The sequence below is a fragment of the Anaeromusa sp. genome, from assembly GCF_028691475.1.
In the GTDB taxonomy this organism is placed as follows: Bacteria; Bacillota; Negativicutes; order Anaeromusales; family Anaeromusaceae; genus Anaeromusa.
On the sequence record NZ_JAQUZF010000085.1, the window covers coordinates 1 to 12,259 of the forward strand.

Consider the following 12,259-nt stretch of genomic DNA (forward strand, 5'->3'; position numbering starts at 1 on the left):
TCATATACAGAAGAGCCTAAAACCGTAACAGTCTCCTTTACGCCGTCTTGATTTAAGTCGACTTGCATCTCTTGCATCATTTCCGGCGCTCCCGGCGCCGCTGACGCCGACGCGCCTGTTAGAAGCAGAAAAGCCAGCCCCAGAATGCCTATCTTAAAATTCATTGTAGTTCCTCCTGCTATCACTGTCTTTTCTCTATTATACCTGTCTTGGCTTGCAAATACGAGCCTTAGTAAGGAGATTGAACAGAAGCAGAGCGTACGTAACACAGAGGAACAGAGTAAGCAGAGGAAACCAGAAAGAAAATATAAAACTTATTTCTCTGGCCTTTCTCTGTTACCTCTGTTACTCTGCGTAAAACGTAGCCAATCTCTTCACAAAAAAAGCCGGTTCTACAGCGAGAGGATTCTCGCTGTAAAACCGGCTTTCTTCTTATCTCTTACTGGGCTTTCAGGCCGTGCAAAAAGGCGCGCACAGAGTATTCCAGAACCGTATTGACGTCGCTGTCCAGAACCTGCTCCGCCGGGTTGTCATTGATAAACATGCGCCACCAGAATTGCCCTACCGCGACGGTGGAAAAGCTGTTATACTGCAGCTCTGCATTATCCTTGGGAAGCTTCCCGTCCTTCTGCATTTGCTCAAAATAGGCAATCAGGTGCTTTTTCATTTCCACAGGAAATTGGCGGATTTTAGCCCGCAGCTCGGGAATATTGTTGTCTTCTTTTAAAAAGATATTCATCAGACGACGATTATGCTCCAAGTGTTTATAATGCGCCTTGCAGATATTCATCAAATCAATATCCGGATTTCCTGTCAGTTGGTCATGAAAAACTTCCTGAAACGGAAAGGAAACCGAAAAACGGTCAAAAGCCTCCATCAGCATATTCTTTTTACTGGTAAACTTGCGAAACACCGTCATCTCGCTAACGCCAGCGCCTGCGGCCACTTCCTTGATGGTTACAGCCCGAAATCCTTTGGCGGAAATCAGATCCATCGCCACATACATAATCCGATCTTTCGTATCCATTCCTCGCATATACCCTTAGCCCCTTTCATTCCCTATTCATCACGGCCTGCCTCCGCGACAACACACATCCACTTATGTAGCTTCTTTATTGGTTTGCCTCATAATGCACTGAGTAGGAACCCAAGTTCTTCATCCACACACAACGACCTTGCACCGCCTTAATGGCCTCGGCAATTTTCGGCTGCGCCGCATCGCCGTCAACGTCCATTAAGAAAACGTACTCTCCCATTTTTGTTCGCGCCGGGCGAGACTCAATGCGTGTTAAGTTGACTTCTCTTTTAGCAAATTCTGCTAAAAGCTCGTATAACCTGCCTGGTTTTTCGCCGTCAATACGACAAATCAAAGAAGTCTGCACAGATTCGCCCCTGCAGGAAACCGGTTCCTTCACCAGAAGCACAAAACGCGTACAATTTCCTTCATCATCCTGAATACCTCGCTCGAGCAGCTTCAAACCATACAATTCACCCAATAGGGAACTGCCAATGGCCGCATCACCGTCACCGGAAGCAACGCGCCGCGCCGCTTCTGCGGTGCTGACCACAGGAATTCTAGCCGCTTGAGGATACCGTCGTCCTAAAAAAGCCCTGCACTGCGCCAAGGCCTGAGGATGCGACAAAATGCTGTTTGGCTTCTCACAAGACTGGGCTACCCATAAATCATGACGAATTGGCCAGCGCACATCCTGCTGAATAAAAAGATCCAGCTCATGCACCAGCAAATCCAAGGTCACATTGACCGAACCTTCCCAGGAGTTTTCAAAAGGAACGACACAGCAATCCGCTTCACCTTGGGCCACCGCCCACATGGCGTCTTCGATGCTTGGAAATCCTTGTAACCGCCATTCGTCTTTTGCTAAAAATCGGGCTACTTCCTCACTATAGGTTCCTTCCGGTCCCAAATATGCCATGCATCGCTTCTGCGTCATCCTTCTGCCTTCCTTTCTTTGTTATGTTCATGTTAGAACATAGTATAGCTGATATTTTACAGTAACACAATATACGTTTTGTTAATAATTTGTTGTTCTTATGACATTGTCCACAATAAAAGAAGGTCCGCGCCTTGTGACGCGGACCAATTATACACTTACAGCTGCTATGACTTTTCTAATTCGTCTTTTCGTTCACGGTACTCTTCCAGCGTAATTTCGCCCTTGGCCAAGCGAAGCTTGAGCACTTCCAGCGCGTTGGTCGGCGCTTCCTCCTGCTTAGTAACCGAGCCGCCCTTCAGCGAGCGGAACAGCCACACTGCAAACAGTACCAGCACCGCCAGGACCAGCACATGCATCAGCATGCCAATACCCATGCCCACATATCCCAAAGGTCCTCCGCTAAATCCATGCATCCACATACGAAGCACCTCCTTTCTTTTCTTCATCTTCAGTATAGCGAAAGAGTATGAAGAAACAATGAAGAAATTGTGACATCTTTCGCACTTTAACCGTTCTTAAATCGCACTTCAAAGCAGCTGCCTTCACCCAAGCGGCTTTGCACCGTCACTTTACCTCCCTGGGCTTCCGCCAAGCGGCGCACAATAGCCAAGCCGATGCCGGAACCGCCGCTGCGTCGATCTCTAGACGCGTCCACCCGGTAAAAATGCTCAAAAATATAAGGAAGATGCTCCGCCGCCATGCCTTCTCCCGTATCGCTGACTGCCAAAAGCACCTCGCTTTTTTCTTGTCGCACAGCCACCGTCACCCGTCCGCCAGGAGGCGTATGACGCAGCGCATTGGTAAGTAAATTATAAATAATCTGGTTCATGCGTTGTCTATCCAAACGCACTGACGGCACTTCTGCTGCTTCAGCCTGCAAGACCACCTGCTTTTCCTCAGCTAGAGGCTGCAGCATGCCTGCCGCTCGGGCCGCAAGCACGTGAAGCTTCACCTCTTCTTTTACCAAAGGAAGCTGCCCGGTTTCCGCTAAAGATAGCTCCCGCAAGTCCTGAATCAAGCGGTTCAAATGCAGCGCCTCTTCCCGCAAAGAAGATAAGGTTTTTTCATCTGCCGGCACAATACCGTCCAGCATGCCTTCCAAATTACCTTGAATGACCGCTAAAGGCGTGCGCAGTTCATGAGCGGCGTCGGCCAAAAACCGCTTCCGCATTTGAATGGCTTCCTTCAAGGACAAGGACATATGATTAAATGTTTCTGCCAACTGTCCTACTTCATCTTTTTGCTCTACAGGCACCGTTTCCCCATAGCGCCCGTCAGCAATGCCTTCGGCGGCTTTTCCCAAGCGCCGCAACGGTTCAGTAATGCCTCTGGCCAGAAAAAAACTAAACACCAAACCGAAAAAGACCATGACAGCACCTACCCCAAACAGCGAATCATGGATATTGTTGAGATACGCTTCCTCCTGCCCGCCGCCATGCATCCCCTGCATAAACAAGTATGTTTCAAAATGCAGCATCATTTGGTAATTCGCCAAAAGAACCAAAACTACCACCGTTATGGTAATAGACAAAAACACCAAGCCGGCAATCCGGTATTGGATACTATTCATTCCGCTTCACTGCTCCATTTATAGCCTACGCCATATACAGTCTGCACCAGCTGCTGCTCTTCGCCCAACTTACGCCGCAAATTCTTGATATGAGCGTCTACGGTACGCTCATATCCTTCAAAAGCATAGCCTTGCACTTGTTCCACCAACTGGAGTCTGGAAAAAACCCGCCCAGGTTTGGCTGCGAGAGTTTCCAGCAGTTTGTACTCTGTCGGCGTCAGTTCCAATTCTTTGCCATGCAGCAAGACTCGATGCTGTTCCATCAACATCACCAAGGGTCCTTGACGCAGTTCATTTTCCGCCGGCATCTCCCGGCGGCTGCGCCGCAAAATAGCCTTAGCCCGAGCTACTACTTCCCGGGGGCTGAACGGTTTCGTCACATAGTCATCCGCCCCCAGCTCCAAGCCAATCAAACGATCCGCTTCTTCGTCCCGGGCTGTCAGCATTAAAATAGGCACATCACTGGTTTTGCGCAGACGCCGGCATACCTCCCAACCATCAAGACCGGGCAGCATTAAATCCAATACAATCAGATCCGGCGCTTCTCGCTGCGCCAGCTCCAACGCATCCGGACCGTTCGTTGCTTCCAAAACAGCAAAGCCGTTCTTTAAAAAATAGGCGCTTAGCAGCTCCAGGAGCTTTTGGTCGTCGTCTACCAGCAATACCCGCAATGTATTCGCTCTCCTTTCCAAAATAGCATATTTAACAAGAGTAGAAGGAGTAAAGGGAGGGTTGGACAGAAGGTTTTGAAATTCGAAAAACAGAGAAAACAAAGAGAGCCTTTATTTCTCTTCGTTTCCTCTGCCCTCTTATTCTGCGTAAAATCAGTCTTTATTGCCCATGATGCTGTCCATGCTGCATCATGCCGCCGTCCATCTGCGGCTGCCAGCCCATAATGGTCGGGTCCACCATGCCGAAGACCATGGCCACATGAGTGATGATCAGAAATGCGGTCAGCAGCAGAAAATGGTACTTCATTTTTTCCCTCGCCGACGCCTGCCCGCCCCAAATTCCCAATTCTAATAAAGCAATAGCAACCAGCGGCACCCCGGCCAACAAATAGGAACCTACGGCTAAAACGTCAGCTGGCCCTCTCCACACCAAGTTCGGCAGCACCTGCGTTCCTAATTGGACCATAATTCCTGCAAAATACACTCCTAATACAATTCCCGCCACTTTATGAACCTGGCGCAATGTTCCTTCGTAGCGCTGCCTAAAGAGCAGCACAAACTCCATGGCTACCAAAGCTTCGGCTAACGCCACCGGAATCACCATGTAAATAATCAAGTTCCAAGGCTGGCTGGCCGCCAGCAGCTCCATATAATGGGTCATGCTCATTTGAAATTCCTCCTCAGTTCTTTTGTTGTTCCTTGTTTTAAGGATAGCCAACAATTGTGAAGAACTGATGAAGAAAGTATGCGCAAAAAACGAAGATAGAACGAAACTCAGAGTAAGCAGAGTAACAGAGGAAAACAGAGAGAAACATTTCAAAATACGCCTCTGTTTAAAACGTAATCCTCACATTTTCTATTCTTCTTATTTGTCCCCAGAGAACTGCTACTGTAATGAACGCTCCGCCAAAATGAGAAGTTTTTTTATCGGGCGCGAAAGAAAACGCAGGCATAGCGGCGCTCTGCCGAGGCTTTCTGACAAAGTCTGATGAAAAAAGAGCCGTTTTGGTGTGAAGCGTACATACAGTAGCAGTTCTCTTAGAACCCAAACGCCTGCTTCAGCGCTTTAGCCTTATTCCGGCTGACAGGCACTTCGTGCCCATTTTTCATGCGCAAAAGGAACGAGCCATGAAACCAAGGAACGATCTCGCGAATTTCCGCTAAATTGACCAAATACTGGCGGTGCACCCGCAGGAAAGACTGCTCCTCCAGCAGTTCCTCCACTTCTTTCAGACTCAACGGACACAACTGCTTGTTCTCCGCCGTGTGCACAAAAACATCTTTTTCATTTACCTGCACAAATACAATATCTTTAGGGTCCAGGGGCACAATATTGCCTTTTTCCAACACGCAAATCCGGCACAATGCCGGCTGCGCTTCGCCGCTGCCGTGCAAAGAAAAGGAACGAATTTTGCGCAAGACCTCTGCTAAGCGATCTTCTTCGATCGGCTTGGTCAAGTAGCCCACTGCCGAGGTAGCAAACGCCTCTAACGCGTGCTCAGTAAAAGCCGTTACAAAAACGATCAGCGGCGGCCGCGACAGTTGCTTGAGTTTCTGCGCCAGCTCCAAACCGCTAAGGCCCGGCATTTGAATATCGAGAAACAAAATATCGATGGAATGCTCCACTAAATACGCCAAAGCGTCGGCTGCACGGGAAAATTTAGCGCAAATTTCGATATCAACATACTGTTTCAACAAATACTCAATTTCATCGCAAATGGGCGCTTCATCATCGACAATAACCACCTTATACCGCATGCTGTACCGTTCCTTTCCAGGGAATTCGAAGCTCCACTTGCGTTCCCTGCCCTTCCTGGCTTTGCACCTGCAGACCCGCTTCTTCTCCAAAAAGACTTACCAAGCGGCCGTTGACATTTTTCAAGCCAATACCGTCGCTGCGAAAGTCTTTCAATTTTTGCAGCGTTTCTTCCTGCATGCCAATACCATTATCGCAAACTCGAATGATTACTTGCTCTTTTTCATAAAAAGCCAGAATCTCTAATTCACACGCGTCTGTCTTCGGAAAAAGTCCGTGCTGCACCGCGTTCTCCACCAAGGGCTGCACCGACAAGACCGGCACCAAAACCTGCTTCACCTCTTCCGCCGCGTGTATCTGTACGCGCAAGCGGCTGCCAAAACGACATTTAGCAATTTCCAAGTACGCATGAATTCCCTCCAGCTCATCGCCCAAGGTAACCACATCCTGGCGCTGCTGAAAGCTGCGTTTTAAGAGCGTAGATAAATGCGATAAAAGCTGCCGCGCCGTATCCGGATCGGTACGGCAAAAGGACATGATAATCGACAAAGTATTAAACAAGAAATGCGGATTAATCTGCGCCTGCAGCGCCTTCAGTTCCGCCTTCTCCCGCATCAAAACCTGCTGATCCATCTCCGCCAACTCCAGTTGCACCGACAAAAGATGCGCGACGCCGCTGGCAATGCGAATGTCAAAAGGTGAAATTCCATCCTCATGAGACCTGAAAAGCTTAATCGTGCCTATGGCCTTGCCATGCGCCATTAACGGCGCAATCACGCTGGACCGCAGCGGACACGACAGCTGCGGGCACTCCCGGATGCCCTCATTCTTGTGCACAACCACCTGACCGTTCTGCAGGGCCTCCCTAGTAGCCTGACCGGCAATGGCTTGCCCGGCGGTATGATGATCCGCGCCAGCGCCGATAAAGGCAATGATCTTTTCCCTATCAGTGACCGCCACCGCGTCCATGTTCGTGATATCGTGAATAATACCGGCAATCATCCCCGCCGAATCCTCATTCAAGCCTTGGCGGGCATACGGCAGCGCCTGTGTGGCAATATCAAGAGCCTGCTCCGCCGCCTTAGCTCCATAAAGAGATTGTTCTTCGCGAATGTTCTTCAAAATGACAATAAAAATAATGGTGCCCACGACACTTACGATCGTCGTTGGCAAAGCAATGGCCTTTTCCATAGCAAGCGCTTTCTCATAGGGCTGCGCTAGCAGCATAACCAGGCTTTTTTGGATAAACTCGCCTGCCAAGGCTACCGCAGCGCCTGTTTTCCAATCTAGTCTCGCAAAACCCACTTTACGCCGAACCAAGCCTGCCATCAGACCTACCAAAAGGCTGGCTAACGCACAAATTTCCGCCGTAAAGCCGCCGATCGAATAGCGATGAATGGCGCTGGCGGCTCCTGTAGCCAGCCCTACCAGCGGCCCGCCCATAAAGCCGCTCATAATCACGCCCACCATGCGGGTATTGGCCAAGGCGTCATGAACAGGAATTCCCGTATACGTACCAATAGCCGATAAGATAGAAAAAGCCACGCTCAAAATCAGCCAATGCTTTAACCGATAAGGCTGTGTAGCGCACTGAATGATATAGCGGTTTCGCCCCATCAAATACGCCGCTAACGCCACAAAAGACATATTTAAACTTAACTGCAGCAGCAATTCGAGATCCATACTAATCTCCCTTTGTGTCATTTTCTTCAGTGTATCACGAATGAATCAAGAACAGAAAGTATAAAAAAGAGACGCCAACCTCTTCCAAAAGGCGGCGTCCACAACAAAAAAATATATTGCACGCCGAAAAAGACCTACTCGTCTTACCCGGCATCGGGGAATCAGTCAAACTTCCTTACACAAGTCCAAGCCACTTCCAGTAGGTGGAAGCCAGCACCAGTGTCAGCACATAAGCGATAATGCACAATGGTACGCCGGTGCGAATAAAATCTTTAACTTCAAAGGTTTCCGTCGCGTAGGCTACCATATTCTGCGGCGCATTGACCGGCAAAATAAAGCCGAAGCTGATGACATACTGCAGCAGCATGGTCATGCCTACGACATTGACCCCTGCTTCGGGCGGCATGCCCTGCAGAATGGAAATAATAATCGGAATCATCGCAGCCGCCAAAGCGGTCGCACTGGCAAAACCAAGATGAATAATAATCAAAAACGCAGCCAATACCGCAAAGACGATCAATGCCGGCATCATTTGCAGGCCAAACCAGCCTACGATCATTTTAGCCAGCCATGCAGCCGCTTTGGTTGACAGAATGGCCGAACCTAAGCTGATGCCCACGCCGAAGAGCAGCAGCGTGCCCCAGGGAATCTTGCTCTGCGCTTCTTTCCAGTTCATAATGCCGATGCCAGGCAGCAGCATCAAGGAAATAGCCGTAATGGTCGTCGACGAGGTATCAAAATTATGGAGTATTTTTTCCGTAGCCCAGAAGCAAAGAAGCACAATGGAAATAGCGAACAGTTTTTTCTCCTCTGCCTTCATCGGGCCTAATTGCGCCAATTCTCTGGCGATGGTTTCTTTACCGCCTTCGATTTCGCGGGTTTCCGGCGGCATCATTTTCAGCAAAATGTAATAGAGGACTATCGACATAATAATGGCAAACGGAGCGGCGGCAATAAACCAGTCCAGCCAGCTGATATAAACGCCCAGCTGCTTTTCAATAAAGCCCAGAGCGATCATATTCTGCGCAGCCGCCGTCTTAATGCCCACATTCCAAATGCTGTCCGCCTGGGCAATGGCGATCATCAGCATACCTGCAAAACGGCTTTTTTTCTCCACGCCGAAGGCTAGAATAATCCCCATAACAATGGGTACCATACAGGATACGCGCGCTGTCGTGCTGGGAACAAAAAAGCTGAGGAAAAAGCCGACAAAAATAACGCCTGCCAGCACTCGATTGGTGCGGGCGCCGATTTTCGACAAAATCACCAAGGCAATGCGCCGATCCAAACCGGTTTTGGTCATGGCCGCCGCTAGGAACAACGCGCCGCCGACCAAGGCCAGCGCCGTATTGCTAAAGCCCCCCAGGGCCATGGTCAAGCCTTTGGAAGTCCCCAAAAGCTTGGCGGGACTTGCCGCATCAGGAGCTGTACCCAAAAGAAAAGCCATTAAAGACAAGATAATGGCGGCGCTGGTCGGATACGAAACCGCTTCGGACATCCAAATAATAACGGAAAAAACCAGAATGCCCAGCATGCGATGCCCTGCCGTAGGCAAGCCCGCGGGCGTCGGCAGCGCCAGGATGATTCCCAAGATAATAACAGCCGCTGCCAGAAACAAATACTGCTTCTGGCATTTGCTCTCAGCGGAACCGCTTTGTGTTGTTTTCGACATAAACTTCCACCTTTTCCTTAAAAACATTGAAACAAATTATATCATTTTCTCAAGGAGTGTGAATTGAGACTATGTCCTTATTTTTTTGCCGAAATCAGCGCCGCTCCCAAGGATAAAGCCTTTTGATTGACCTCTTCCGTTCCCGCCGGTACGCGGGACAGCACGGCTTTGACCAAAGATTCTTTAGTCACCACATCCGTCAGCTCCACAATCGCTCCCAAAGCCACAATGTTGGCGAATAGATCCCGGCCCAGCTCCTCCTTCGCCGTAGCCGTAATAGGCAGCTCGTAGACGCGGCTGAGACGCTCAGGAACCTGCTGCACCAGCATGGAGTCGGTTATTAAAATGCCGTCGTCCGGCAAATCAGTGGCATACTTATCAAGAGCCGCTTGCGTCATGGCCAACACTAAGTTTGGCTTGGTCACTTTGGGAAAATGAATGGGCTTATTGGAAATGAGCACTTCGGACTTACTGGAGCCGCCGCGGGCTTCCGGGCCGTACGACTGCGACTGAATGGCCAGCTTGCCGTCTAAAATAGCCGCTTCCGCCAGAATAATGCCGCCTAAAATGAGGCCCTGGCCGCCGGAACCGGAAAGACGCAATTCCAACATCTTATTTGCCCCCTTTCTGCGCTTTGGCGATTACCTTGTCGTATTCTCGGGTATATTCGGGCGCTTTGCTTTCATGCAGCACGCCAATAGTAAACTTGCCTTCCAGCTGTTCCGGCGTCATTTTTGCCGCCGCCGCTACCGGCACGGCATGCTCCTTTTGCCATTGCATCATCTGCGGCGCATTGCCACGCTTATTTTGACGTCCGTACGAAATCGGGCACTGCGTAATGGCTTCTACCAACGAGAATCCATCATTGGCAATACCTTTGGCAATGGCGTCTACCAAAACTTGCTTATGAAAGCAAGTCGCCCGGGCCACAAAAGTAGCCCCAGCGGCTTTCGCCAGCTCGGTAATATCGAAGTTGCGTTCAATCGTGCCATAGGGCGCTGTAGAAGCCTTGCTGTCTACAGGCGTCAGCGGCGAATACTGCCCGCCGGTCATGCCGTAAATATTGTTGTTAAAGAGCACTACGGTCAAATTGATGTTGCGCCGCGCCGCATGAATGAAATGGTTGCCGCCGATGGCGGTGCAGTCGCCGTCGCCGGTAATGACGATGACATTTAAATCCGGCTCGGAAAGCTTAATGCCTGTGGCAATAGGCAGCGCCCGGCCATGGGCGGAATGAACGGTATCAAAATCCAAATAGCCTGAAGCGCGGGAAGAACAGCCAATACCGGAAACAATAACCGTACGGTCCTGATCCAAACCCATTTTATCGATAGCCTGGGCAATGGCGCCGGTCACAATGCCGTTGCCGCAGCCGGGACACCAGATATGAGGCAGTTTAGGGCGAAAGTATTTTTCCACTATCTTTTCCATAGAGCGAACCTCCTACAATTTCACGTTGGCAATGGCCTGGAGCATTTCGTCCGGCAAAATGGCTTCGTTATTGTATTTGGCCAAGAGCTCCACCGGAACTTTTCCTTCCACCGCTTTTTTTACTTCGCCGACCAATTGGCCGCAATTCATTTCCGCTACCAAGATGTGCTTCACTTTGCCTGCCAGCTCCTGTATCTGCTTTTCGGCAAAAGGCCAAATGGTAATCGGGCGGAAAAGACCAGCCTTGATACCTTGGGCGCGGGCCATATCGACGGCTGCATAAGCCGTGCGGGCGGTACCGCCGTAAGCCACCACCGCAATGTCCGCATCCTCCAAGCAATACTCTTCGTACATCATAATGTCGTCTAAATTGTTTTCTACTTTGCCGTTCAGACGATCCATGAGTACTTGCGTCGCCTGAGAAGAGCCGTTAGGAAAACCGCTTTCGTCATGCACCAACCCGGTTACATGGCTGTGATAGCCCTTGCCGAATGGCGCCATCGGCGGCACGCCGTCCGCGTCAGCTTGATAGGGCAAAAAGCCTTCCGTTTTGCTTGCGGGAACTTTGCGCTGCGGCTTTTGGATTTCATCGTAGCTGTCCGGCAGCTCAATGCGCTCGCGCATATGACCGATTACTTCATCCATCAGCAAAATGACCGGGGTGCGGTATTTTTCGGACAGTTCATAGGCTTTAATCGTCAAAGAGAAGCATTCCGGTACACTAGCCGGCGTCAGGGCAATAACCGGATGATCGCCATGAGTACCCCAGCGCGCCTGCATAACGTCACCTTGTGACGGGGAAGTAGGCTGCCCGGTGCTGGGACCTACCCGCTGCACATTGACAATGACTAAAGGTACTTCCGAAATGGTCGCATAGCCAATCAGTTCCTGTTTTAAAGAAAAACCGGGGCCGCTGGTCGCAGTCATTACTTTTTTCCCGGTCAAAGAAGCGCCGATGACAGCGCCGATACCGGCGATTTCATCTTCCATCTGAATAAATTTGCCCCCTACCTGTGGCAGGCGTTTGGCGAGAATTTCCGCTACTTCCGTAGAAGGCGTAATCGGATAACCTCCAAAAAAGGTAACTCCAGCGGCAATAGCGCCTTCGGCGCAAGCCTGGTTGCCTTGCATGAGCATAACTTTTGGCACGTACGTCACTTCCTTTATTTTTGAATAAAAATAGCGTAATCCGGACAGCGTTCCTCGCATTGCTTGCACTGAATACAGGACGCTTCATCCGCCACTTCCACTTTGCTCAGCTCATTGACCTTCAATACTTTTTTCGGGCAAAACTCCACGCAAATCCCGCAGCCCTTGCAACGATTTAAAACCAATTTAATCGCCATTCCCGTCACCTCCTCTACGTGCTTGCTGCATATACTATTTATAAAAACAAAGGTTGATTGTAAAATGAAGTTGAACACTTAAGAAAAAAGTCCATGGTGACTTTTCCTCGTATGGTAGAATGGAGTTCTCACACAACCATCAACAACGAGGAGGCAATCACTATGGACTGCCATG

13 protein-coding genes are annotated in these 12,259 nt (G+C 49.9%); all 13 read right to left on the reverse strand.

Annotated elements, in window-relative coordinates; all coding sequences use genetic code 11:
- Nucleotides 1-439: 439 nt before the first annotated feature.
- The 13 genes from PHF27_RS10670 to PHF27_RS10730 all read right to left on the reverse strand — a co-directional run bounded on the left by PHF27_RS10670 (nucleotide 440) and on the right by PHF27_RS10730 (nucleotide 12,084).
- Entirely contained in the window at nucleotides 440-1,036 is a 597-nt protein-coding gene (locus PHF27_RS10670; RefSeq protein WP_300069647.1) for a TetR/AcrR family transcriptional regulator, read from the reverse strand.
- 76 nt (nucleotides 1,037-1,112) lie between these two features.
- On the reverse strand, nucleotides 1,113-1,952 hold the full coding sequence (pheA, locus tag PHF27_RS10675; protein ID WP_300069650.1) for a prephenate dehydratase: 840 nt from the start codon (nucleotides 1,950-1,952) through the stop codon (nucleotides 1,113-1,115).
- Nucleotides 1,953-2,119: 167 nt separating this feature from the next.
- The gene (locus tag PHF27_RS10680; RefSeq protein WP_300069653.1) at nucleotides 2,120-2,374 is read right to left on the reverse strand and encodes an SHOCT domain-containing protein; all 255 of its coding nucleotides are present in this window, start codon (nucleotides 2,372-2,374) and stop codon (nucleotides 2,120-2,122) included.
- A gap of 86 nt (nucleotides 2,375-2,460) precedes the next feature.
- On the reverse strand, nucleotides 2,461-3,525 hold the full coding sequence (locus tag PHF27_RS10685) for an ATP-binding protein (RefSeq protein WP_300069656.1): 1,065 nt from the start codon (nucleotides 3,523-3,525) through the stop codon (nucleotides 2,461-2,463).
- Nucleotides 3,522-4,196, reverse strand: coding sequence for a response regulator transcription factor (locus PHF27_RS10690; protein WP_300069659.1), 675 nt, complete (start codon nucleotides 4,194-4,196; stop codon nucleotides 3,522-3,524). The genes PHF27_RS10685 and PHF27_RS10690 overlap by 4 nt, the downstream gene beginning before the upstream one ends.
- Nucleotides 4,197-4,356: 160 nt before the next feature.
- Nucleotides 4,357-4,863: a DUF6803 family protein gene (locus tag PHF27_RS10695; protein ID WP_300069661.1), complete on the reverse strand. Its 507-nt coding sequence runs from the start codon at nucleotides 4,861-4,863 to the stop codon at nucleotides 4,357-4,359.
- 371 nt (nucleotides 4,864-5,234) lie between these two features.
- Nucleotides 5,235-5,954 (reverse strand): LytTR family DNA-binding domain-containing protein, encoded by a 720-nt coding sequence (locus tag PHF27_RS10700; protein WP_300069663.1) that lies wholly within the window; start codon nucleotides 5,952-5,954, stop codon nucleotides 5,235-5,237.
- The gene (locus tag PHF27_RS10705) at nucleotides 5,944-7,635 is read right to left on the reverse strand and encodes a LytS/YhcK type 5TM receptor domain-containing protein (RefSeq protein ID WP_300069666.1); all 1,692 of its coding nucleotides are present in this window, start codon (nucleotides 7,633-7,635) and stop codon (nucleotides 5,944-5,946) included. The genes PHF27_RS10700 and PHF27_RS10705 overlap by 11 nt, the downstream gene beginning before the upstream one ends.
- 175 nt (nucleotides 7,636-7,810) lie before the next feature.
- On the reverse strand, nucleotides 7,811-9,307 hold the full coding sequence (locus PHF27_RS10710) for a DASS family sodium-coupled anion symporter (RefSeq protein ID WP_300069669.1): 1,497 nt from the start codon (nucleotides 9,305-9,307) through the stop codon (nucleotides 7,811-7,813).
- 77 nt (nucleotides 9,308-9,384) lie between these two features.
- Complete coding sequence (locus PHF27_RS10715; protein WP_300069673.1) at nucleotides 9,385-9,918, reverse strand: 2-oxoacid:acceptor oxidoreductase family protein; 534 nt, start codon at nucleotides 9,916-9,918, stop codon at nucleotides 9,385-9,387.
- A gap of 1 nt (nucleotide 9,919) precedes the next feature.
- Nucleotides 9,920-10,738: a 2-oxoacid:ferredoxin oxidoreductase subunit beta gene (locus PHF27_RS10720; protein ID WP_300069677.1), complete on the reverse strand. Its 819-nt coding sequence runs from the start codon at nucleotides 10,736-10,738 to the stop codon at nucleotides 9,920-9,922.
- A 12-nt stretch (nucleotides 10,739-10,750) separates the two neighbouring features.
- Nucleotides 10,751-11,887 (reverse strand): 2-oxoacid:acceptor oxidoreductase subunit alpha, encoded by a 1,137-nt coding sequence (locus PHF27_RS10725; protein WP_300069680.1) that lies wholly within the window; start codon nucleotides 11,885-11,887, stop codon nucleotides 10,751-10,753.
- A 14-nt stretch (nucleotides 11,888-11,901) separates the two neighbouring features.
- Entirely contained in the window at nucleotides 11,902-12,084 is a 183-nt protein-coding gene (locus PHF27_RS10730) for a 4Fe-4S binding protein (RefSeq protein ID WP_018702065.1), read from the reverse strand.
- Nucleotides 12,085-12,259 lie beyond the last annotated feature (175 nt).